Source organism: Caulobacter sp. 1776 (assembly GCF_040545685.1).
Lineage (GTDB): Bacteria > Pseudomonadota > Alphaproteobacteria > Caulobacterales > Caulobacteraceae > Caulobacter.
Window position 1 is genome coordinate 249,978 of the sequence record NZ_JBEPMI010000006.1, and the last position, 21,446, is coordinate 271,423.

Annotated in this window: 18 protein-coding genes, 1 tRNA gene and 1 pseudogene; 9 read left to right on the forward strand and 11 right to left on the reverse strand. The window is 67.8% G+C overall.

The window, feature by feature from the left end; genetic code table 11:
* The first annotated feature begins 147 nt into the window (after positions 1-147).
* Both ABIC66_RS17325 and ABIC66_RS17330 read left to right on the forward strand, forming a co-directional pair.
* Positions 148-3,408 (forward strand): PAS domain S-box protein, encoded by a 3,261-nt coding sequence (locus ABIC66_RS17325; RefSeq protein ID WP_354071563.1) that lies wholly within the window; start codon positions 148-150, stop codon positions 3,406-3,408.
* Positions 3,409-3,419: 11 nt separating this feature from the next.
* The gene (locus ABIC66_RS17330) at positions 3,420-3,845 is read left to right on the forward strand and encodes a response regulator transcription factor (RefSeq protein ID WP_354071564.1); all 426 of its coding nucleotides are present in this window, start codon (positions 3,420-3,422) and stop codon (positions 3,843-3,845) included.
* On the opposite strand, the gene ABIC66_RS17335 is transcribed toward ABIC66_RS17330, so the two are convergent.
* Together ABIC66_RS17335 and ABIC66_RS17340 are read right to left on the reverse strand one after the other, a co-directional pair.
* Positions 3,846-4,673, reverse strand: coding sequence for a DNA adenine methylase (locus ABIC66_RS17335; protein ID WP_354071566.1), 828 nt, complete (start codon positions 4,671-4,673; stop codon positions 3,846-3,848).
* Positions 4,670-5,497, reverse strand: a complete 828-nt coding sequence (locus ABIC66_RS17340) for a DNA-methyltransferase (protein WP_354071568.1) — start codon at positions 5,495-5,497, stop codon at positions 4,670-4,672. Before ABIC66_RS17340 ends, ABIC66_RS17335 begins: the two co-directional genes overlap by 4 nt.
* A 401-nt stretch (positions 5,498-5,898) precedes the next feature.
* On the opposite strand from ABIC66_RS17340, the gene ABIC66_RS17345 reads away from it, so the two are divergent.
* Positions 5,899-8,013 carry a putative bifunctional diguanylate cyclase/phosphodiesterase gene (locus ABIC66_RS17345; protein ID WP_354071570.1) on the forward strand — a complete coding sequence of 705 codons (2,115 nt, stop codon included), beginning with the start codon at positions 5,899-5,901 and terminating at the stop codon, positions 8,011-8,013.
* A gap of 121 nt (positions 8,014-8,134) precedes the next feature.
* On the opposite strand, the gene ABIC66_RS17350 is transcribed toward ABIC66_RS17345, so the two are convergent.
* The 5 genes from ABIC66_RS17350 to ABIC66_RS17370 form a co-directional block, all read right to left on the reverse strand.
* Positions 8,135-8,224, reverse strand: a tRNA-Ser gene (locus tag ABIC66_RS17350).
* A 217-nt stretch (positions 8,225-8,441) separates the two neighbouring features.
* Positions 8,442-8,861, reverse strand: a complete 420-nt coding sequence (locus tag ABIC66_RS17355) for a PaaI family thioesterase (protein ID WP_354071571.1) — start codon at positions 8,859-8,861, stop codon at positions 8,442-8,444.
* A gap of 85 nt (positions 8,862-8,946) precedes the next feature.
* Entirely contained in the window at positions 8,947-9,792 is an 846-nt protein-coding gene (locus ABIC66_RS17360; RefSeq protein WP_354071573.1) for an MBL fold metallo-hydrolase, read from the reverse strand.
* Positions 9,793-9,882: 90 nt separating this feature from the next.
* Positions 9,883-10,578 (reverse strand): hypothetical protein, encoded by a 696-nt coding sequence (locus ABIC66_RS17365; protein WP_354071575.1) that lies wholly within the window; start codon positions 10,576-10,578, stop codon positions 9,883-9,885.
* A 110-nt stretch (positions 10,579-10,688) separates the two neighbouring features.
* Positions 10,689-11,750, reverse strand: a complete 1,062-nt coding sequence (locus tag ABIC66_RS17370) for an RluA family pseudouridine synthase (protein WP_502910366.1) — start codon at positions 11,748-11,750, stop codon at positions 10,689-10,691.
* An 81-nt stretch (positions 11,751-11,831) separates the two neighbouring features.
* Between ABIC66_RS17370 and ABIC66_RS17375 the strand changes: the two genes are divergently transcribed.
* On the forward strand, positions 11,832-14,321 hold the full coding sequence (locus ABIC66_RS17375) for a TonB-dependent receptor (RefSeq protein WP_354071577.1): 2,490 nt from the start codon (positions 11,832-11,834) through the stop codon (positions 14,319-14,321).
* 32 nt (positions 14,322-14,353) lie between these two features.
* Complete coding sequence (locus tag ABIC66_RS17380; protein ID WP_354071579.1) at positions 14,354-16,069, forward strand: alkaline phosphatase D family protein; 1,716 nt, start codon at positions 14,354-14,356, stop codon at positions 16,067-16,069.
* Here ABIC66_RS17380 and ABIC66_RS17385 read toward each other — a convergent pair.
* Positions 16,066-16,692: a LysE family translocator gene (locus ABIC66_RS17385; protein WP_354071581.1), complete on the reverse strand. Its 627-nt coding sequence runs from the start codon at positions 16,690-16,692 to the stop codon at positions 16,066-16,068. The genes ABIC66_RS17380 and ABIC66_RS17385 overlap by 4 nt on opposite strands.
* Entirely contained in the window at positions 16,679-17,113 is a 435-nt protein-coding gene (gene hisI / locus ABIC66_RS17390) for a phosphoribosyl-AMP cyclohydrolase (protein WP_354071583.1), read from the reverse strand. Before hisI ends, ABIC66_RS17385 begins: the two co-directional genes overlap by 14 nt.
* A gap of 59 nt (positions 17,114-17,172) precedes the next feature.
* Here hisI and ABIC66_RS17395 point away from each other — a divergent pair, with 59 nt between their 5' ends.
* Positions 17,173-18,057, forward strand: coding sequence for a DUF817 domain-containing protein (locus ABIC66_RS17395; RefSeq protein WP_354071584.1), 885 nt, complete (start codon positions 17,173-17,175; stop codon positions 18,055-18,057).
* 10 nt (positions 18,058-18,067) lie between these two features.
* Positions 18,068-18,191 (forward strand): annotated as a pseudogene (locus ABIC66_RS24260) (hypothetical protein); the annotation flags it as partial.
* A gap of 2 nt (positions 18,192-18,193) precedes the next feature.
* On the opposite strand, the gene folE reads toward ABIC66_RS24260, so the two are convergent.
* The gene (gene folE / locus ABIC66_RS17400; RefSeq protein WP_354071586.1) at positions 18,194-18,829 is read right to left on the reverse strand and encodes a GTP cyclohydrolase I FolE; all 636 of its coding nucleotides are present in this window, start codon (positions 18,827-18,829) and stop codon (positions 18,194-18,196) included.
* Positions 18,830-19,008: 179 nt separating this feature from the next.
* On the opposite strand from folE, the gene cysS reads away from it, so the two are divergent.
* Positions 19,009-20,400, forward strand: coding sequence for a cysteine--tRNA ligase (gene cysS / locus ABIC66_RS17405; RefSeq protein WP_354071588.1), 1,392 nt, complete (start codon positions 19,009-19,011; stop codon positions 20,398-20,400).
* Between the two features lie 176 nt (positions 20,401-20,576).
* Here the strand turns inward: cysS and ABIC66_RS17410 are convergent, their stop codons facing one another.
* A complete protein-coding gene (locus ABIC66_RS17410; RefSeq protein WP_354071590.1) occupies positions 20,577-20,870 on the reverse strand; it encodes a GIY-YIG nuclease family protein in 294 nt (97 codons plus the stop codon).
* Positions 20,871-20,980: 110 nt separating this feature from the next.
* On the opposite strand from ABIC66_RS17410, the gene ABIC66_RS17415 reads away from it, so the two are divergent.
* Positions 20,981-21,442 carry an SRPBCC family protein gene (locus ABIC66_RS17415; protein WP_354071591.1) on the forward strand — a complete coding sequence of 154 codons (462 nt, stop codon included), beginning with the start codon at positions 20,981-20,983 and terminating at the stop codon, positions 21,440-21,442.
* Positions 21,443-21,446 lie beyond the last annotated feature (4 nt).

Consider the following 21,446-nt stretch of genomic DNA (forward strand, 5'->3'; position numbering starts at 1 on the left):
CCTACGCGCGTCGGAAATCAGCCTTGCCGTCTGCCGGGCGACGGTCCAGAGGCCGCAGGTTGCACGAGACGTGGATAACCCGCTCTTCACGCTTTTGCGGGACGGATAGGCGGCCCGCCCTCTCCCGGGCGAAGCCGAAAGACCGTGATGGCCGCAGAGATCGCCGAAGACGACGTCGCCGTTCTGCGCGCGCGCCTCGACCGCATGACCCGCCTGGCCTCGGCCCAGGCGGGGCTCGCGGAGGCCGGCCTGGGCCTCGACGCCTTCATGCAAGCCATCGTCGAGACCCTGGCCGACTTGACCGGGGCGAAAGGGGCGATCGTCGAGCTGATCGACGGCGCTGACCTGGTCTACCGCGCCGCCACCGACAAGGCCCTGATCGGGACCCGTCTGGCGTCCGCCAACAGCCTTTCGGGCCTCTGCGTGGCCAAGGCCGAAGTGCTGATCTGCGACGACGCGCTTACCGACCCGCGGGTCGATCGCGAAGCCTGCGTCAGAGTCGGAGTCGGATCGATGGTCTGCGCGCCCCTGACCCATGCGGCCGAGGTCCTGGGCGTGCTGAAGGTGTTCTCCGAGCGCAAGGGTGCGTTCGGCGACGACGACCTCGACATCCTGCGGGTCCTGGCCTCGATGCTGGGCGCCCAGATGTCGCGCCAGCTGGAGGCCAATCAGCGCGAGCGACTGCTGGCCGAGAAGACTGAAGCCTTGGAGCGGGGGGCTTGGGAAGCCCAGCAACGCGGCCGGCTGGAGCAGATCGTGCGCGCCAACGAGGCGCGGCTCGACAACATTGTCGCCCATGCCCACCAAGCCATCGTCACGATGGACGGCAAGGGGCGCATCACCGGCTGGAACGGCCACGCCGAAAAGATCTTCGGCTGGAGCGCCGTCGACGTCTTCGAACGCTCGATCGGCGAGGTGATCGTCCCGCCGGACCAGCGCGCGGCGCGCGCCAAGGCGCTCAAGCGCTTCATGGAGACCGGCGAAAGCGACATGATCGGCCGGCGGGTCGAGGTCCCCGCGCTTCGTCGAGACGGAACGGTGTTTCCGATCGAGTTGGCGATCAGCGCCACCTGGACCGACGAGGGCTGGCAGTTCACCGCCCTGATGCACGACATCTCGGAGCGCCGAGCCCAGGAGGAGCTGTTCGAGAACGCGTTCAATCACGCGCCGATCGGCATGGCTCTGGTCGACTTGGACGGCCGGCTGGTGAAGCTGAACGAGAACTTCTGCGACATCATCGGCTATCCCGCGGACGAGGCGCTGGCGCTGGATTTCCAGACCATCACCCATCCTGACGACCTGGAGGCGGATCTCGCCTCCCTGCAACAGCTGCTGGCCGGCGAGATCCCGCGCTATCAGATGGAGAAGCGCTACATCCGCAAGGACGGCGCGGTGATCTGGGTGCGGCTGTCGGTGTCGCTGGTGCGCGGCGTTGACCGAGCGCCTCGGCACTTCATCGCCCAGATCCAGGACCAGACGGCTCGGCGGGCGATCGAGAACCGCTACCGGTTGATGGCTCAAAACGCGACCGACGTCATCGTCACCAGCGACATGCGGGGCCGGTCGACGTTCGTTTCGCCGGCTTGCGAAGCCGTGATCGGCTACACGCCCGAGGAGCGCCTCGGCGTCTCGCCCGCGAACATCACCCATCCCGAGGACGTCGAGACGCTGCGCGAGGCCTTCGTGGGGCTGGTCGCCGGCCGCCCGGCCGGCCGGGTGCGCTGGCGCGTGCGCCATAAGCGAACCAACGACTGGATCTGGGTCGAGTCGAATCCCGTTCTGCTGCGCGACGAGGTCAGCGGCGAGCCGATCGGCTTCCTGGACGTGATCCGCGACGTCACCGCCCAGAAAGCGCAGGAAGACGCCCTGGCCCAGGCTCACCTGGACGCCGAGGCCGCCATGCGGTCCAAGGCCGAGTTCCTGGCCAATATGAGCCACGAGCTGCGGACGCCGCTGAACAGCATCATCGGTTTCACCCGGCTGTTGACCGAGAGCCAGGGGCTCGGGGCCGAGGACCAGCGCCGGGTCGAGTTGGTGCACGGCGCCGGCCAGGCCCTGCACGCGGTGATCGACAACGTCCTGGACTTTTCGAAGCTGGAGGCGGCGGCCCTGGAATTGCACGAGGCGCCGTTCGACCCCGCCGAGCTGCTGCGCCAGACCGTCGCCTTGCTGGAACCGCAAGGGGCGGCCAAGGACCTGCGCCTGAAGACCATGATCGACGCCGACGCGCCCGCGAGCGTGATCGGCGACGTGGGGCGCGTGCGCCAAGTGCTGCTGAACCTCCTCTCCAACGCCGTGAAATTCACCTCGAAGGGCGGCGTCACCGCGACCTTGACGCGGATCGGCGGCAGCGACGCCGCGCCCCGTCTGCGGGTCGAGATCGTCGACACCGGGGCGGGCATTTCTCCCGACAAGCTGGATGGCCTGTTCAACCGCTTCGTCCAGGCCGGCTCGTCGGTCTCGGCCCACTACGGCGGCACGGGCCTGGGCCTGGCCATTTCTCGCCAGCTGATCACCCTGATGGGCGGCGAGATTGGCGTCGACAGCACCGTCGGCAAGGGCTCGACCTTCTGGTTCGAGCTGGCTCTGCCGGCGGGTGCGGACCAAGGCGGCGCCAAGCGGGCGCCGGAGATCGCGCCGCTGCGTTTGGACGGCCGCCGCATCCTGGTGGTCGACGACGTCGAGCTGAACCGGGAACTGATGCTGGCCCTGCTCAGCAAGTACGGCTGCGAGGTCGGGCTGGCCCAGGACGGCGTCCAGGCGATCGAAGCCTTGCAAGCGGGGCGCTACGATCTCGTGCTGATGGACTGCCAGATGCCGGTCATGGACGGCTTTACGGCCACCCAGGCGATCCGCGCCTCCGGCGAGGCCTTCGCCGACGTTCCAATCGTGGCCCTGACCGCCAGCGCCCAGCCCGAGCATCTGGCCCGCTGCGAAGCGGCCGGCATGAACGATCACCTGACCAAGCCGCTCAATCCGGGCGCGTTGGAGCGGCTGCTGGACATGTTCCTTCGCGTCGCCCCCGCGCCGGTGGAGGCCGAACCGACGGACGTCGCCGGCGCCCAGGCCCGCCAGTACCTGGTCGAGTCGATGGGCCCGAACGCCGTCCGCTCGCTGCTGGCCATCCTGCTGGCCCAGCTGGAGAACCGGTTCGCCCAAGCCGACGCCCAGACCGTGCGCGAGGACGCCCACGCCCTGGCCGGCTCGGCCGGCATGATGGGCTTCCTGGATCTGTCGAAGACCTGCCGCGACCTGGAAGTCTTGATCGACGCGGGCGACGACCATCGCGCCGCGCTGGATTTGACACGCGGCCTCGTCTCGCGAACCATCGAGGTCGCCCGACAGTGGGAGGCGGAACTGGCTGTCGTCGACGCGTCGGCGCGGCCTGCCGCCCAGATGTTGCACTGAGGAGTTTCGCCGTGCCCGCGCCCGCCGCCGTCCTGGTGATCGATGACGATCCGGTCGTGCGTCAGTTCGTCGAACTGGTGCTGGGCCAGGCCGGCTACACGGTCTCGTCGGCCACGACGGGCGAGCTGGGCGTCAAGGCGTTGCAGACGGCTCGCTGGGACCTGGTCCTGCTGGACATCAACATTCCCGGCATGACGGGCCTGGAGGTCCTGCGCCTGCTGCGCAAGTACCAGAAGGTCAAGGCCGCGGTGATGATGATGACCTCGCGCGGCGATCTCGCCACCGTGCGCCAGGCGATGGAGACCGGCGCCGACGGCTATATGGTCAAGCCCTTCGGGCCTCAGGACCTGCTTAAGCGGGTCGAGGCCATGCTGAACCCCGACAAGTTCCGCGCCGCGCCCAAGGACGATGATCGGCCGCCCCTCGAACTGGACTAGCTACCAACTCAGATAGAGCGCCTCGGACACGGTCTCGATGGGCCCGTTCAGCACCTTGGCGACCGCCGAATTGCCGCTGATCAGCGCCATCCTGCGCCGATAGAGATCCGACGGCACGTCGGCCCGATAGACGGTCTCGCCGCGCTGACCGTCGAACGACAAGGCCCAGCGCACGCCGCGCCGGTTCAAATCGTCCAGCGCCGCGAACAGCGCCGCCTCGTCGATCCCGCCGATATAGCGCTGTTTGTTCCCGGCATAGGGCGGGTCAAGATAGACGAAGTCGCCCGCGCGGGCCTCCGCCAGGGTCTCGCGATAGTCCCGGGCCACGAAGTCGACGCCTCGCAGCCGCGCCGACCAGGCCTGGACGGCCTTGGCGAAGCTGGCCGGCAGCATGCCCTTGCGCGATAGATGGAACGAGTTGTTGAAGTCGCCGGCCTGGCTGAAGCGGACAATGCCGTTGACGCAGGTCCGCATCAGGAAGTTCAGGTCCTCCGGACGCTTCTCGGCGTTGAAGCGATCGCGGACCGCGTAAAAGTAGCCGGGCAAGTCGTCCTGCAGCCGCCGCCATTGCTCGGCGTAGTCGGCGATCAGCGCCTCGGGCCGCGCCTGGGCCAGCTTCCAGAAGCCGATCAGCGGGGCGTAGAGGTCGCTGGCCACCGTCCCGTCGCCGGCGAGGTGGTAGAGCACCGCCCCGCCGCCTAGGAAGGGCTCGACATAGCGCGCGTGCGGCGGGGCCATGCGGGCGATCTGAGCGGCCTGGCTGCGCTTGCTGCCCGTCCATTTCAGGATAGAGGGGACCTCGCCCGATCCGGGACGCTTTTCCTTCATCGAACGGCCTCGGCGGCCAAACGGCGGCGGGCGATCTCGACATAGGCTTCGTCGACCTCGGCGGCGATGAAGTCGAGACCCTCTCGGACGGCCGCGACGCATTCGGTCCCCGCGCCGGCGAACGGGACCAGGCAGACCTGCCCCGGCGCGGCCGACAGTTTCAGGATCCGCTCGGCCAGGCGCAACGGCTTCTGGGTCGGGTGCTTGCCATGGGCCAGTTCGTCACGCGCCTTGTTGTTGGGGACGTCCCAGACCGTGCGCATCTGCTTGCCGGCCTCCTTCAAGCGGTCCTCCGGGAAGCTGGCCGCCTTGGCCCAGTCGTAGTTGAAGCGATAGCGCCGGGTCTTGCCGACATGGGCCCACAGGATGGTCTCGTGACTGGCCGTCAGCCGGCGGGCCGAGAGATTGGGGAAGCTGTTGCGCTTGTACCAGGCGACCTCGTTGATGATCTCGATCCCCAACATCTGCATCGCGACATTGATGACGCCGATGTTGTGGTAGGTGCCGTGGACCCAGAGCGAACCCGTGGGCTTCAGCACCCGCTTCACTTCGCCCAGCCAGGCCAGGGTGAAGCCGAAATACTGATCCAGGGACATGTCGTCCCAGGTCTGGTCGACCTTCTTCCAGTCGCCGCCGAAGCCGGGCAGGCCGGCCTTGGCGTCCCAGGTCCAATCGCCGCCCTTGCTGGCGTTGTAGGGCGGATCGGCGATCACGACGTCGACGCTGTCGTCGGCCAACCGCGCGGCCAACACCAGGAAGTCGCCGTGGAATAGCGCGTTCAGCGGCGAGGCGACTTCGGCGGGGGGCGTGGCGGCGCGCGTCATGATCAACGGTCCAGCGGGCGGCGCGCGAATCGCCGACCGCTCCAGTCTAGCCCGACGGCCTTCCCCGCCGTATCGGGGCGCCTTCGTCGCCGTGAACGAACCTCCACGCCAGGGCTTGCTCGACTCTCGGTTGCCGCCATTACCCGGCCTGTCGTCTGTCTCGGCAGTTCGACGGCTATGTCTGGTTCGATCAGACCATGGCGGTCACACGTCCGCCCGGTGCGCGCCGTGTTCCGGGGAGACCTATCCGTTCGACTCTGATCCGGTCCGCCTGACGCCGACGGCGGCAACGCGTCGGCCTCGTGCGACATCTGACCACGGGCGAGCGAGCGCCCCGCTATCAACTTATTAGCGACGATCCCTCGACTTTGTCCGCGTTGGGCAAACAGAAGGTTTTCGCCATGCGCTCCAAGGTCGTCGTGCTGGATGTCGCCGATCGGCGGTCGGCCGTCACATCCCCCGCGGAAGCGGCGTTGCGGGCCACCTTGAGCGATGCGCTGGTCCCCATCGCCCTGCTCGGCCTGGATCTCGAGCCCCTGTTGTTCAGCCAAAGCTGGTTCGATCAAGCCATCACCTCGCCGGTCGCGTCATCCCAGAAGGCCGCCCCGCTGATTTTGAGTCCCGACTTCGCCGACGCCGCGCGCGCCTGCCTGCAGAGTGGCGCGGTGGAGACCTGTCGCGTGGAGATCGCCGCCGGCGTCAAGGCGCACGCCCGCTGGTTCAGTTTCGAGCTGAGCCCCTGGCCGCGCGACGGTTCGGCCTATAGCCGACTGATCGTCGTCGGACGCGAAGTGACCGAGGCGGTGTTGGCGGCCCGCGAAACCGAAGCGGCCCGCCGGCAGCAAGCCGAACAGAACGCGCGCTTCGACGCGGCGCTGAGCAACATGCCCCATGGGCTTTGCATGTTCGACGCCGAAAAGCGCCTGATCCTGTGCAATACGGCCTATCGGCGGCTCTACGATCTGCCCGAGGCGCTCTGCGCGCCCGGAACGACCCTGGACGCCATTCTCGATCATCGCCGGCGGGTCGGCAACGGGGCCAAGAGCCTGGCGGCCTTCTACGCCGCCACGGTCGAGGCGGGCCTCAGCGGCGGGGCGGCGACGCGGGACGTCGAACTGATCGATGGACGCACGATCCGCATCACTCACAACCCGATCGCCACCGGCGGCTATGTCGCCACCCACGAGGACGTCACCGAGGCGCTACGCGCCACCGCCCAGATCGAGTTCCTGGCCTTCCGCGATCCCCTGACCAGCCTGCCCAACCGCGCGGGCTTCCAGCGGGCCTATGACGACGCCGTGGCCGCCGCCGAACAGACCGGCGAGATGTTCGGCCTGATCATGCTCGACGTCGACCACTTCAAGGACATCAACGACACCCTGGGCCATGACGCCGGCGACGCGCTGCTGAAGGCCCTGGCGGGACAGCTGAAGCGGGCCTTCCGCGCCACCGACACCGTGGCCCGGCTGGGCGGCGACGAGTTCGCCATCATCCTGCGCGGTCTGAAGGAGGAGCGTGATCTGACGCGTCCGATCGAGGTGCTGCAGGGCCTGCTGCGCTCGCCCATCGAGCACGCCGGCCAGAGCTTCACCATCTGCGCCAGCATCGGCGCGACCATCCATGAGGACCCCGACGCCGATCCGACCCATCTGCTCAAGAACGCGGACGTGGCGCTCTACCAGGCCAAGTACGACGGCCGCAATCGCAGCGTGGTCTTCAAGCCCTCGATGCGCACCGAGGTCGAAAAGCGCGTCGAACTGCTGCGCGAGGTCCGTCTGGGTATCAGCCAGGGCGAGTTCGACCTGCACTATCAGCCGGTGGTCGATCTCTCCACGCGCACGGTGGCCGGGTTCGAGGCGCTGATGCGCTGGAACCATCCCGAGCAGGGAATTCTTCCGCCCGGCGCGTTCATGGCCGCGTTCGAGGACAACGATCTGTCGTTGCAACTGGGCGAGGTCGCCTTCGAGCGGGCCATGGCCCAGATGCGCGCTTGGCTCGACGACGGCGTGGCGTTCGGGCGGGTGGCGATCAACGTCTCCTCGAGCCAGTTTCGCACCGGCCGGCTGGCCAGCGAAATCGCCGAGAAGCTGGCCCGTTGGCGCGTGCCGGCCGACCGCCTGACCATCGAGGTGACCGAGAACGTCTATATGGGCTGGGGCTCGGACGTGGTCAGTGACACGGTGCGCCAGCTTCACGATACGGGCGTGCTGATCGCGCTCGACGACTTCGGCACCGGCTATGCGTCCTTGGCCAACCTGCGGCAATTTCCGGTCGATCGCCTGAAGATCGACAAGTCCTTCGTCCAGAACCGCGAGGACGACGCCATCGTCCGGGCGGTGATCAATCTGGGCTCCAGCATGGGCATGAAGGTAGTCGCCGAAGGGGTCGAGCATCCCGAGCAACTGGCCGCGCTGGCGCAGTACGGCTGTGACCAGGTCCAAGGCTATCATTTCGCCAAGCCGATGCCCGCCGGCGAAGTGGCCGGGTTCATCGACGGCTTCACGACGCAAGGCTAGGTCTGTCCGGCTAGCCGGCGCGCGCTATTCGACAACGATCCCACGGCGGTCGCGAGACCTGCGAATTCAAAGGCCGCTGGGGTCGGCGGCGCCTAGCTGCGGATTTCTACGGATGGGGTGGTGGCGGAGAGGGTGGGATTCGAACCCACGGTGCCCTTCCAGGCACGCCGCATTTCGAGTGCGGTACATTCGACCACTCTGCCACCTCTCCAGGCCGCCGGTCCGAGAGGCTTTTTGAGCCTCCCGAGGTCGAGGGCGGGATACCTAGCGGCGTCGCCGCCGGGACGCAAGCCCTTCGACCCAGGTTTTTCGCGCCTGGAGCATGGCAGCCGAAAGTGGTCGCCGGTTTCGGCGCTCGCCATGCTCCAAACTCTTGAAAGAGAGCCTGTTTATCCGCTTCGGATGGAACATCCGATGTGGACAGGCTCTCAGGCTTTTGGTCGCAGAATCATCTGGGTGCAGCGGAAAAGCGCGATGGTCTTGCCGGTGGTTTCGTTGGTCACCACGGCGTCCCAGACCTGGGTGTTCCTGCCGCCGTGGACCAGCCTGGCCTCGACCGCCACGCCGCCCTCGCGGGCTGTGCCCAGGAAGTTCGACTTCAGCTCGATGGTGGTGAAGCTGGTCCCGCCCTCGGGCAACGAGACCATGCAGCCGTAGCCGCTGGCCGAGTCGGCCAGGGCGATGACGCTGGCGGCGTGCAGGAATCCGTTGGGCGCCATGTGGCGCTTGTCGACGTCGAAACGGCCCTTCACATAGCCCGAGCGCGCCTCGAGCCATTGCAGGCCTAGAAGGTCGGGAAGAGAGCCGGCCTGGCCCGCGGTCAAGGCGGCGCTGAAATCCTCGGCCATGGCCATTGTCTCCCCATGTTTCGCGCGCGAAGCATATGCGCGCGACCGGGCGGGGGCGCAAGTCCGTTTCGAAAGAGAACGATCTTTAGAGCTTGGAGAGATCGACCACCGGGAAGCGCGGGCCGCTCTCGGGCGCCGACGGCAGCTTGCCGGCGCGGACAGCCACGCGCAGGGCGGCCGAGGCCAGAATGGGATCGGGTAGGAAGGCGTCGGCGGCGGTGCGCAGGGCGATGAAGTCCAGCCGGTCGATCTTGTCGTTCAACTGGATGTTGCCGGCCTTCTCTTCGGCGATCGTCGACTCGCTGGCCTCGGCCGCGCTGACGCCCGGCAACACGCGGGTCTGCGGCGGCAAGGCGAGGAACTTGCGGGCGTCGTCCCAGGCTTTGCCAGGGTCGGCGCCGGGGACGTCGCAGCGGCCCGCGCCCTCGCCGGGCGCCAGCATCAGGTCGCCGGTGAACAGCACGTCGCCCATGCGATAGGCGACCGCGCCGGGCAGGCGGCCCGTCAAGGCGATCGGGGTGAATTCCACGCCGCCCATCGGAAAGGCCTCACCGTCCTGGGCCAGCTTGTCGAAATCCCAGCCGTCGAGATCGACCATGGTCTCGCCCAGCTTGGGCGCCAGGCGCTTGAGGCTCTCGACCACGCCGGCGCCGATGCAGACCGAGGCGCCGGTCTCGTATTTCAGGTGGCCGGCGGCCGAGACGTGGCCGGTGTGCAGGCCGGTTTCGAGGATCCAGGTCGGACCCAGGTCCTTGGCGCGGATGTCGGCGATGATCTTGTCGACGAAGGTGGTGTCGACCGCCTCCGTGACCGGATCGAAATCCAGCACGGGATCGACAATGGCGCAGAGAAACGTAGCCGTATCGACGATCAGATAGGTCACCGTCCCGGTTGAGGGATGGCGGTATGCGGTGATTTCCGGCTGCATCAATAAGCCTCAGACGCCCGAGGCGCGCACCATGGCGCGCAAGCCGTTAAACATCAGCGAATAGCGCCGCCGTGGAAAACAGAATTCTCGCGATCAGCGAGCGGGACCGGCGGCGGCGCAGGGATGAGCCCCGTCGCGCAGGCCCTCGACCCAGAGCGGCTCGACATAGCGGCCGCCGTCGCGGAAGCCGGGGGCGCAGCCTTCGGGCGTGCCGTCGCCGCGGCCCGGTCCGCCGGACATCACCGACAGGGCGACCGACTGATGCTCGCCGCCGCGGGCCCGCAGGCCCCGGCCATAGCCGTAACCGCCGTAGCCGCCATAACCGTCATAGTAGCCCGGACCATAGCCGTACGGATCGGCCAGATAGCCGCCGTTCTTGCCGAAATTGGTCTGAGAGACGGCGATACCGACCGTGGTGGTCTCGCCCACAGGGATCAGGGCGCTGGCATAGGCGCTGCGATAGCCGCCGGTGCCGACCGAGACGCCCATCGCGCCGTGGATCTTGCGCTTGCCGTTCTCGTCGCGATCGGCCGGGAGCAGGCCGCGTGGGCCGTCGTCATATTGAGGCGACGGTGTAGCGGCGAGGAAGGCGGCGATCTGTTCCTGGGTGGTCAGTGGCTTCACGGCCGTGGTCACGACGGGCGCGGGGGCCTGGGCCGCCGCAGCGGCCAGGGCGGCGGCGGTCGGCCTGGCCTGGGCGGTGGCGATGACCTCGTCGTCGGGCGCGGAAGCGAAGGCGGGACTCGCCAGGGCGGCGCTGACGGCGATGATCGCGAGATAGGGCCGCATGGTGCGCTCCACGATGACAGGGCCGACAGTCTAGAGCGGCAAGCCAGCGCAATTAGGGCGCTTTTGTTGCCGGGGCGCAAGCTTGACCCATTTTGGCGGCAGGTCCGTGGTCAGAGCGATTCCAGACCCGCCTGCAGCGCCGCCATGTCCGGGGGCAGGGGCGTCTCGAAACGCAGGGTCTCACCGGTGATCGGATGGACGAAGCCGAGCACCGCCGCGTGCAGCGCCTGACGCTTCAGGCCCGCCGCCGCGATCTGTTCGCGCACCGCCGTCGCCGGCTGGCTGGCGCCGTAGACGGGATCGCCCAGGCAGGGCGAGCCTTTGCTGGCCATGTGCACGCGGATCTGGTGGGTGCGGCCGGTCTCCAGCCGACAGGCGACGCGGGCGGCCAGCGGCTTGTCCCGCGGCCCGAACGCGGCCTCGACCTTGTAGTGAGTGATCGCCTCGCGGCCGCCGGACTTTAGCACCGCCATCTTCTTGCGGTCGGTCAGCGAGCGGCCGAGGCGGGTCTCGATGGTGCCGTTGGCGGGCGTAGGCGCGCCGCGCGTCAGGGCGATGTACAGCCGATCGATGTCGTGGGTCGCGAACAGGGCGGACAGGCCCTTGTGCGCCGCGTCGCTCTTGGCCGCGACCATGACGCCGGAAGTGTCCTTGTCCAGGCGGTGGACGATGCCCGGCCGCGCCACCCCGCCGACACCCGAGAGGCTGTCGCCGCAGTGATGCAGCAAGGCGTTGACCAGGGTGCCGGTCAGGCTGCCGGGCGCCGGGTGGGCGGCCATGCCGGCCGGCTTGTCGACCACGATCAGGTGCGCGTCTTCGTAGAGGACGGTCAGCGGGATCGCTTCGGGCTCGGGCTCGGCGGGCGTCGGCGGCGGTACGAGTAGGGCATAGGTCCCGGCCTTGGCCTTGCGCGAGGCGTCGGTGATCGCCTGGCCGTCCAGCGACAGACGACCCTCGCCGATCAGCGCCTGCAGGCGGGCGCGCGACAGGTCGGGGAACAGCGGGGCCAGCACCTTGTCCAGCCGCTGGCCGGCCAGGGCTTCGGGCAGGTCGGCGGTGAGCAGCTGGCCTTCGCCGGTCTCGGCGCCTGGTTCGAGGGCGCCCTCGTCCAGGACGTCGTCATCCAGCCTGTCGTCCGCCTGGTCCAGCCTGTTTTCCACCGGGGGTTTCATCGCTCCTTCACAGGTCCGTCGCGTCTTCGACACGCGCCGTGCCTACGGCCCAGTTGAGTATCGTTTCGAGGGGGATAGTCGATGCGCGCCTTTCGCACCACCACGCTGTTGACCGCCAGCCTGCTGGCCCTGGTCGCCGCCGTTCCGGCTTTCGCCGCTGACGACGCTCCGGCCCCGGCCAACAACGAGCAGACCACGAACCTGGGCGAGCTGGTCATCACCGCCCAGAAGCGCGCCCAGGACCCGGTCGAGGTGCCGATCGCCGTCACCGCCTATTCCGGCAAGTTCCTGGAGGCGATCGGCGTCAAGGCGTTCGACGAGCTGTCGGCCTTCACGCCCGGCTTCCTGGTCCAGAACCAGTCGAACAACAATTCCGGCTTCGTGATGCGCGGCATCACCTCGGACTCCGGCTCGTCCGCCGACGAGGCGCGCGTGTCGATCTATCAGGACGGCGTGCCGATCTCGCGCTCGCGCGGCTCGTATGTCGAGCTGTTCGACATGGAGCGGGTCGAGATCGCCAAGGGTCCGCAGTCGACCCTATTCGGCCGCGGCGCTTTGATCGGGGCGGTGAACCTGGTGCAGAACAAGGCCAATCCGGCCAGCTTCGACTGGGCGCTGAAGGCCGAAGGCGGCACGGGCGGCTACCTGGTCGGCGAGACCATGGTCAATTTCGCGTTCGGCGACGGTTCGGCGTTCCGCATCGCCGCCCGCACGCGCCAGGTCGACGGCTATGTGAAGGACGCCGCCGGCGGGGACCCCTACAACTCGACCGACACCAAGGCCGTGCGCCTGGCCTACCACCTGGAGCCGGGGAACCTGAAGCTCGACCTGATCGGCAACTACCAGGTCGACGACACCAGCGGCACCTCGTTCAAGAGCCATACCTTCAACCCGACCAACCCGATCACGGGCGAGGTCCTGGGCAATACCGACGTCGGCTCGGCCGCGACCCTGGCGCCGGGCGCCGGCTTCGAGGGCGGCAAGCCGCTGGGCCTGGACCGCAAGGTCTACGGCCTCACGGCCCTGGCCGAGTACAGGATCAACGACGCCCTGAGCCTGTCGTCGATCACCGCCACCCGCGCCTTCCATTCCAACGAGGTGTTCGATCCGGACGGCTCCAGTCTGCCGATCCTGACCTTCGCCGAGGACGCGCAAGGTCGTCAGCAGAGTCAGGAACTGCGCCTGCGCTACGACGCCGGCGGCCGCTTCTCGGGCTTCGTCGGGGCCAACTATTTCCATGAGACCGGCTCATGGCGCATCCCGGGCCAGATGGACGAGCGCCTCGTGCTGGCCCTGTTGGCCGGCAATACGCCGCTGGGGATCAGCCGCCCGAACCCGCAGCCGCTGGCGCTCCTGACCAACCCGGCCTATCTGGCCCAGGTGCTGCAGCTGGGCTTCGGCGTCCCCGCCGCCCTGGCGCCCGGTCTGGTCTCGAACCTCAAGCCCGTGCACCGCGAGGAATTCGCCAACTATGGCGAGAACACCGCCTACGACGTCTATGCCGACGGCACGTTCAAGCTGACCGACAAGTTCGAGATCACGGCCGGCGTCCGCTACACCCGCGAGGATCGCGAGGCCGCCTATCGCTCGGGCGTGCAGAACGGGCGCTCGATCCTGGGCATCCTGCTGGCCGCGCCGACCCCGACGAACCTGTTCCTGGCCGCCCAGCCGAACGCGGTGAACAATCCGCTGCTGCCGATGGTCGGACTGATCGCCCAGCCGACGACGAACAATGGCGACACCTTCTCCAAGACGATCGACGACAGCGGCGTCACCTGGCGCCTGGTCGGTCGCTACGCCGCGTCGGAGGATGTCAGCCTCTACGCCTCGTTCGCGCGGGGTCGCCGCCCGGAAGTGATCTCGACCAGCGCCCCAGCCGCGCCGCTGGGCCAGCCGCGCTTCAATGTCGTCGATTCCGAGGTGGTCGATTCCTACGAGGCCGGCGCCAAGGGTAAGCTGATCGGCGGCCGCCTGTTCCTGTCCGGCTCGGTGTTCCGCTACGACTACGACAACTTCGCCACCAGCTTCCGCCAGGGCGCCCAGGTCGTGACCCTGAACGCCGGCAAGGCCAAGGCCTACGGCTTCGAGGGCGAGGCCCGCGTGCAGGCCGGCGACTTCTGGACCCTGTTCGGGACCTACGCCTACAACCACGCGCGCCTGGAGACCGGCCTGCGCGAGGGCAACCACTTCCGCCTGTCGCCGGACCAGACCTTCTCGGTCGGCGCCGCGTTCAGCCGCGAGGCCCTGGGCGGCAAGCTGACCTTCACCCCGACCTATACGTGGCGCTCGAAGATGTTCTTCGACGACGACAACGACCGCTCCGACCTGCAGTCGGCGGGCCTGTTCCCCGACACCAAGGTCGACGAGTTCCAGAACGCCTACGGCCTGCTGAATGTCCGCCTGGGCTTTGGCGCCGTCGACGACCGCTGGAAGATCGAGGCCTTCGTCGAGAACCTCGGCGACGAGCGCTATCTGAAGGACGCGGGCAATACCGGCGACAGCTTCGGCATCCCGACCTTCATCGCCGGCAAACCGCGCTTCATGGGCGTGGGCGTGACGTTCCGCCGGTAACACGGCATCGTGGCGACAAAGGGAGAGCTGGGATGAAGATCGACCGCCGCAAGGTTCTGGGCCTGCTGGGCCTTTCGGGCGCCGCCGCTGGCGAGGCCGCCGCCGCCCCGATCACCTGGTACAAGGGCCCCGTGGCCTTCGAACACGGGGTGGCCAGCGGCGATCCTGGCGCGACGTCCATGATCTTCTGGACCCGGGTGACGCCCAAGCAGCCGACCACCGGCGACATCGACGTCACGCTGGAGGTGGCCGCCGACCCGGACTTCAAGGCCCTTGTCCGCACGACCACGGGCCTACGGGCCCGCGCCAGCCGCGACTGGACCGTCAAGCACGACCTGGACGGCCAGGGGCTGAAGCCGGCGACCGACTATTGGTACCGCTTCAAGACCACCAACCAAGAGGGGGGCGGTCTGACCTCGCCCGTGGGGCGCACCCGCACCCTGCCGAAGGGCGTGACCAAGGACGTGGTCCTGGCGGTGGTCTCGTGCAGCCTCTATCCGAACGGCTACTTCCACGCCTACGACGCCATCGCCAAGCTGCCGCGCGTCGACGCGGTGGTGCATCTGGGCGACTACATCTACGAATACGGCGGCGCGCCCAAGGACTACGGCATGAACTCGCCGGTGGCCAAGTCGCGCACGCACGATCCGATCCACGAGATCGTGACGCTGGACGACTATCGCCGCCGCCACGCCCAGTACAAGACCGACCCCGCCGCCCAGGCGGCCCACGCCCGCGCGCCCTGGATCGTGGTCTGGGACGACCACGAGACCGCCAACGACAGCTGGATCGGCGGGGCCGAGAACCACGATCCCAAGACCGAGGGCGACTGGGCGACGCGCAAGGCCGCTGCGCTGAAGGCCTATTACGAGTGGATGCCGATCCGCGAGGCCGGGCCGGGCGCGCTGCCCGAGGCCGCCTGGCGCGACTTCCAGTTCGGCGACGTCGCCAGCCTGTTGATGGTCGAGACGCGACTGACCGCCCGCACCCACCAGCTGGACTATGAAGACGACATGCCGGTGGTCGACGGCAAGCCCGACGTCGCCGCCTTCACCGCCAAGTGGAAAGACGGCGCGCACCGGATGATGGGCGAGGACCAGGAGCGGTGGCTGGCCAGCCAGGTTGGCGCCTCGACCAAGGCCGGGACGGCCTGGCAGGTGCTGGGCAACCAGGTAGTCATGGCCCGCGTCGCGCCGCCGGACCTGAAGGCGACCATGGGCGCGGAGAAGTTCGAAGGCCTGCTGGCCCAGCTGCCCGAATACGCCCGCAAGCGCGTGGCCAAGTCCGTGGCCATGTCGGCCTATGACATCCCCTCCAACCTCGACGCCTGGGACGGCTATCCGGCCGACCGCCAGCGGGTCTACGACATCCTCACCGCCGCCAAGGCCCGGCCGATCGTGCTGGCCGGCGACAGCCACATGTTCTGGGTCAACGAGCTGTGGGACGACGCCGGCAAGACCCGGGTGGCGGCCGAGTTCGGCGCGACCTCGGTGACCTCGCCCGGCTATGGCGACATCCTGCCCGGCGTGCCGCTGGGCGAGGCCTTCGTCCAGCGGAACAGGGAGGTGAAATACGCCCATCCCAGCGCCAAGGGCTTCCTGCTGCTGACCCTAGAGCACGGCAAGGCGACCGGCGAGCTGATGGCGGTGTCGACGATCGTCGAGCCGACCTATCAGACCAGCGTGTTGAAGCGGTTCGTGGTGACGCCGGCGAGCGGCGGCGGCGTCGAGGCGTTGACGGAGGCTTAGCGCCGCTCCAACGCCAGCCGCAGTCCGAAGGCCACGAACACGCTACCGGCCACGCGGTCCAGCCAGCGCATCACCACGGCCTCGCGCAGCAGGCCCGCGATTGGCACGGTCGCGGCGATCAGCGCCGTGAACCACAGCAGGCCCTCGACCACGTGGATGCTGGTCAGCACCAGGCCGAACCGCGCCGGATCGACGCCGGCCGGCATGAACTGGGGCAGGAACGAGACGTAGAAGATCCCGACCTTGGGATTGAGCAGGTTGGTCAGCAGGCCCCGGCGCAGCGCCGCGATCGGACCGGCGTCGACGGGCTTCATCTCGCCCGGCTCGAACAGGTCGCGGGGCTTGAGGATCATCCGGATCCCGGTCCACGCCAGATACGCCGCGCCCGCCCATTTCAGGATCGTGTAGGCCAGCTCCGACGCGGTCAGCAGCGCGCCGACTCCGAACGAAGCGGCCGCGCCCCAGATCAGGCAGCCCAGGCCGATGCCGATCGCCGCCCCCGCTGCCCGGCGCGGGCCCTCGGCGGCGGCGGTGCGGATCACCAGGGCGGTGTCCAGGCCGGGCGTGAGGGTCAGCAGGCCGGCGGCCAGGGTGAAGGCGATCAGGGCTTCAGGCGTGGTCATGGCCGTCCGTTCTTGTGAGGTCCGCTTCCCGCTCGACCAGCGCCCCATCTTCCAGAACGCGATAGAAGCACGAGCGGAAGCCGACGTGGCAGGCGCCGCCGTCGCCGCGCGGCCGCACCTTCAAAAGCACCGCGTCCTGATCGCAGTCGACCCGCAGCTCGACCACGTCCTGCAGCTGGCCGCTGGTCTCGCCCTTCTTCCAGAGCTCGCCGCGCGAGCGGCTGAAATAGTGGGCGATGTTCGTCTCGGCCGTCAGTTTCAGCGCTTCGTCGTTCATCCAGGCCAGCATCAGGATCTCGCCGGTGTCGGCGTGCTGGGCCACCGCGACGACCAGGCCGTCGGCGTTGAAGCGGGGCGCGAGGGCGGTTCCGCGCTCCAGGTCGTGCTTGCTGTGGGCTTGGGGGAACAGGTCGGTGCTCATGGCGCCACATATGGCGCAGGCCAGAGGGCTGCGCTAGCTTCCGCGCCCGAGGGAGCGGGATGAACCTGAAAGATCGCATCAAGACCGCCGTGGCGGCGCTGGACGACCGGGCCCGGCCCTGGGCGCGGCGCTCGCGCTGGAACGGCTACGCCTACGAGTTCCTGCTGTTCGGGCTGAAGCAGGCCTGGGCCTGCCTGTTCGGCGCCTTGATGCTGGCTCTCCTGGTCGGCACCAAGCTGCTGTGGCCCGAGCACGCCGTCATCGCCCGCTACGACTTCCTGGTCCTGGCCGCGATCGCCATCCAGGCCGCATTGCTGACCTTGAAGCTGGAGCGCTGGGACGAGGCGCTGGTGATCTTCATCTTCCACGTGGTCGGCACGGTCATGGAGCTGTTCAAGACCGCCCACGGCTCGTGGATCTATCCCGAGCCCAGCCTGCTGCGGATCAGCGGCGTGCCGCTGTTCACCGGCTTCATGTACGCCTGCGTCGGCAGCTACATCGCCCGGGCCTGGCGGCTGTTCGACATCACCTTCCAGCGCTATCCGCCGTTCTGGAGCACCCACATCCTGGCGGTGCTGATCTACGCCAATTTCTTCACCCACCACTACGTGACCGACATCCGCGTGGGCCTGTTCGCCCTGTCGGCGCTGTTGTTCGGACGCAGCTGGTTCGTGTTCACGCCTGACCAGACGGCCCGGCGGATGCCGATGCTGATGGGCTTCGTGCTGGTCTCGCTGTTCATCTGGTTCGCCGAGAACCTCGGCACCTTCGCCGGCGCCTGGATCTATCCCAGCCAGCGCGACGGCTGGACCATGGTGCCGATCGAGAAGATGGGCGCCTGGTACCTGCTGATGCTGATCAGCTTCGTGCTGGTGACGCTGACCCACCGGCCGGTCGACGCGTGCGTGGCCAAGATCCGCGAGGGGATCCGGGCGGCGGCCTAGGGCTCCGCTCAAAGCGAAGGCGTGTCATCCCGGCCGAGCGCGTAGCGCGGAGAGCCGGGACCCAGGGCAACCGCATTGCGCCGGCTCCTGGGTCCCGGATCGGCCCAAGGGCCGTCCGGGATGACACCGATTTTCGTTATTTCTTGACCAGATCCATGAACCGCTGCTGCAGGACCTTGTCGGTCTTGAACACGCCGCGGAACTGGGTGGTGATGGTCGAAACGTCGTGGTGGCGAACGCCGCGGGTGCTCATGCACTGGTGCTCGGCGTCGATCAGCACGGCGACGCCGGCGGCCGAGAGGTGGTCCTCGATGGCGTCGGCGATCTGCATGGTCATGGTCTCCTGGGTCTGGAGACGCTTGGCGAAGATCTCAACCAGGCGGGCCAGCTTGGACAGGCCGACGACCTTGCCGGTCGGCATGTACGCCACCCAGGCCTTGCCCAGGAACGGCGCCATGTGGTGCTCGCAGTGGCTCTGCACGTCGATGCCGCGCAGCATGACCATGTCGTCATAGCCCTGCACGTCCTCGAAGGTGCGCGACAGCTCCTTGGCCGGATCGCCGTGATAGCCGGCGAACCATTCGCCATAGGCCTCGACGACGCGCTCGGGGGTGTCCAGCAGGCCCTCGCGGTCGGGATTGTCGCCGGCCCAGGCCAGCAGGGTCCGCACGGCGGCCATGGCCTCGTCTTTGGTGGGGCGCTGGGCGGGTTCAAGATCAAGACCGGCGTCATCAAGACCGATCAGGGTTCGCTCGCGGGTCAGTGCGTCCATGTTGTGAGGAGGTTTTCCCGGGCTGAGTTGCGCCGGAGCGCCTGTCGCCCCGGAATTACGCGTGCCACCCGTCGCGCCTCCCGCACCAAACAGACATGGTGATCGGAGCGCGTCCTAGCTATATGGGGCCGGCCCCTTCCGGGGGCAACACCTCCGTTACGTTAGGTTGCCGCGACCCAATGACCCTGAAGATCCACGACACCATGGCGCGCGAGAAGCGCGACTTCGTTCCCGCCGATCCCAAGCGGGTGACGATGTATGTCTGCGGTCCGACGGTCTACAACTACGCCCACATCGGCAATTTCCGGCCGGTGGTGGTGTTCGATGTCCTCTATCGCGTGCTGCGCCACCTCTATGGCGAGGACGCGGTAGTCTATGCCCGCAACGTCACGGACGTCGACGACAAGATCAACAAGAAGGCCGCCGACGAGGGCGTGGCGATCAAGGTCATCACCGACCGTTACCTCGCCGCCTACCACCAGGACGCCGACGCGCTGGGCGCGCTGCGCCCGGATCTCGAGCCCAAGGCCACGGACCATATCGGCGCCATCGTCGAGATGATCGGCAAGCTGGTCGACAACGGCAAGGCCTACGCCGCCGAGGGCCACGTGTTGTTCGACACCCAGGCCTTCCCGGACTACGGCCAGCTGTCGGGCCGCGACCTGGACGAGATGATCGCCGGCGCCCGCGTCGAAGTCGCGCCCTACAAGCGCCACCCGGCCGACTTCGTGCTGTGGAAGCCGTCCAAGGAGAACGAGCCCGAGTGGGACAGCCCCTGGGGCGCGGGGCGTCCGGGCTGGCACATCGAGTGCTCGGCCATGATCGACAAGGCGCTGGGCAAGACCATCGACATCCACGCCGGCGGCATCGACCTGACCTTCCCGCACCACGAGAACGAAGTGGCCCAGAGCCGCTGCGCCCACGACCTGCCGGTCCTGGCCAACTACTGGATGCACAACGGCTTCCTCGACATGAGCGGGGAGAAGATGTCCAAGAGCCTGGGCAATGTGATCATCCCGCACGAACTGCTGAAGACGGTTCCGGGCGAGGTGGTCCGCTGGGCGCTGCTGTCGGCCCACTACCGTCAGCCGCTAGACTGGACGCCGGAGCTGATCGAGCAGTCGCGCAAGTCGCTGGACCGCCTGTACGGCGCCTTGCGCCGCGCCAAGGACGTGCCGATGGATCAAGCCATGGAGGCGCCGGCCGAAACGCTGGCCGCCCTGATGGACGACCTCAACACCCCGCTGGCGGTGTCGAGCTTCTTCGAGGTGTCGAGCCTGATCGAAAAGGCCGTGACGGCCGGCGACACCGTCGCCATCGCGGCCAACAAGGCCCGCCTGCTGGAGGCCGGCGCCCTGCTGGGCTTCCTGCAGGCCGACCCGGACGCCTGGTTCGAAGGCGATGCGTCCGACGAGCTGAAGGCCCAGGTCGAGGACCTGCTGGCGAAACGCCTCGCCGCCCGCGCCGCCAAGGACTGGACCGCCGCCGACGCCATCCGCGCCGAGCTCGACGCGCTGGGCGTGGTGGTCATGGACGGCCCGTCCGGGGCGACGTGGCGGATGAAGGACTAGGACCGGTTTTCCTCGCCTAATCCCAGATCCCAAAAATTCGCTCATCCCCGCGAAAGCGGGGACCCAAGCTAACTGTCCGCTTCTGGGGCTTTCACGTAGAGCTCAATTTGCCGACCGGGTTTGGGTGCCCGCTTTCGCGGGGATGAGCGGTATTGGGGAATGAGCGATGGCGCGGGCTAGCAGTTCAAGGTTTCATACAAATCCGCCCAGCCCGGATTCAGCGCCTCGATCAGCTCTATCTTCCACGCTCTGTTCCATTTCTTGACCTGACGTTCGCGAGCGAAGGCGCCCTCTCGCGTGTCACCCATCTCGTACCAGACGAGCCGGTTGACCCCGTACTTGGCCGTGAAGCCTTTGTGGACCTTCTCCTTGTGCTCCCAGACCCGTCGGGGAAGATCGTCCGTATGGCCGCAATAGAGTGTGCCGTAAGGCCTGCTGGCCAGGATATAGACGGCGAACATCTGGTCCATGGTGAGAACCTATCATGAACGTTGTTCGCTCGGAAGCGCTGCTTGGGTCCCCGCTTTCGCGGGGATGAGCGGATTGTGGGAGGCGGATCGTTGATGATAAGTCCCGCCCCATGAAGCGCGCCGTCGAACACCGCATCGGGGTCCAGGCCCCCGCCGAGATCGTCTGGGACGTGGTCTCCGATTTCACGACCTGGCATCACTGGAACCCGCTCTACCGCAAGGCCGAAGGACAGTTGAAGATCGGCACGATCTTGACGCTGGAGCAGCACCTGCCGGGCGAGCCGGCCAAGGTCACCCAGCCCGTCGTCCAGGACTGGGTGCCATACGAACAGCTGCACTGGCGCTCGTCACGCCTGGGCGGCTTCGTGACGGCGATCCGCTATCTGGAGATCGAGAACATGGGGCCGAACAATTCGACGTTCTCGAACGGCGAGCTATTCATGGGCCTGCTGCTGCGCTTCGTCAGCCGCGAGGAGCGCCGCAAGCTGAAGGCCGCCTTCACCGAAATGGGCGAGGCCGTGCGCGACCGCGCGGAGGCGATCTGGTCCGAACGCCAGAAGACCCCATCTTAGGGCC

Excerpts from the sequence above, each read along its gene's own strand:
- hisI (WP_354071583.1), bottom strand. The coding sequence starts at position 17,113 with ATGAGCACCGACCTGTTCCCCCAAGCCCACAGCAAGCACGACCTGGAG.
- ABIC66_RS17345 (WP_354071570.1), top strand. The coding sequence starts at position 5,899 with ATGCGCTCCAAGGTCGTCGTGCTGGATGTCGCCGATCGGCGGTCGGCC.
- ABIC66_RS17325 (WP_354071563.1), top strand. The coding sequence starts at position 148 with ATGGCCGCAGAGATCGCCGAAGACGACGTCGCCGTTCTGCGCGCGCGC.
- ABIC66_RS17415 (WP_354071591.1), top strand. The coding sequence starts at position 20,981 with ATGAAGCGCGCCGTCGAACACCGCATCGGGGTCCAGGCCCCCGCCGAG.
- folE (WP_354071586.1), bottom strand. The coding sequence starts at position 18,829 with ATGGACGCACTGACCCGCGAGCGAACCCTGATCGGTCTTGATGACGCC.
- ABIC66_RS17370 (WP_502910366.1), bottom strand. The coding sequence starts at position 11,750 with ATGAAACCCCCGGTGGAAAACAGGCTGGACCAGGCGGACGACAGGCTG.
- ABIC66_RS17355 (WP_354071571.1), bottom strand. The coding sequence starts at position 8,861 with ATGGCCGAGGATTTCAGCGCCGCCTTGACCGCGGGCCAGGCCGGCTCT.
- ABIC66_RS17385 (WP_354071581.1), bottom strand. The coding sequence starts at position 16,692 with ATGACCACGCCTGAAGCCCTGATCGCCTTCACCCTGGCCGCCGGCCTG.
- ABIC66_RS17340 (WP_354071568.1), bottom strand. The coding sequence starts at position 5,497 with ATGACGCGCGCCGCCACGCCCCCCGCCGAAGTCGCCTCGCCGCTGAAC.
- ABIC66_RS17375 (WP_354071577.1), top strand. The coding sequence starts at position 11,832 with ATGCGCGCCTTTCGCACCACCACGCTGTTGACCGCCAGCCTGCTGGCC.
- ABIC66_RS17365 (WP_354071575.1), bottom strand. The coding sequence starts at position 10,578 with ATGCGGCCCTATCTCGCGATCATCGCCGTCAGCGCCGCCCTGGCGAGT.
- cysS (WP_354071588.1), top strand. The coding sequence starts at position 19,009 with ATGACCCTGAAGATCCACGACACCATGGCGCGCGAGAAGCGCGACTTC.
- ABIC66_RS17395 (WP_354071584.1), top strand. The coding sequence starts at position 17,173 with ATGAACCTGAAAGATCGCATCAAGACCGCCGTGGCGGCGCTGGACGAC.
- ABIC66_RS17335 (WP_354071566.1), bottom strand. The coding sequence starts at position 4,673 with ATGAAGGAAAAGCGTCCCGGATCGGGCGAGGTCCCCTCTATCCTGAAA.
- ABIC66_RS17410 (WP_354071590.1), bottom strand. The coding sequence starts at position 20,870 with ATGGACCAGATGTTCGCCGTCTATATCCTGGCCAGCAGGCCTTACGGC.
- ABIC66_RS17380 (WP_354071579.1), top strand. The coding sequence starts at position 14,354 with ATGAAGATCGACCGCCGCAAGGTTCTGGGCCTGCTGGGCCTTTCGGGC.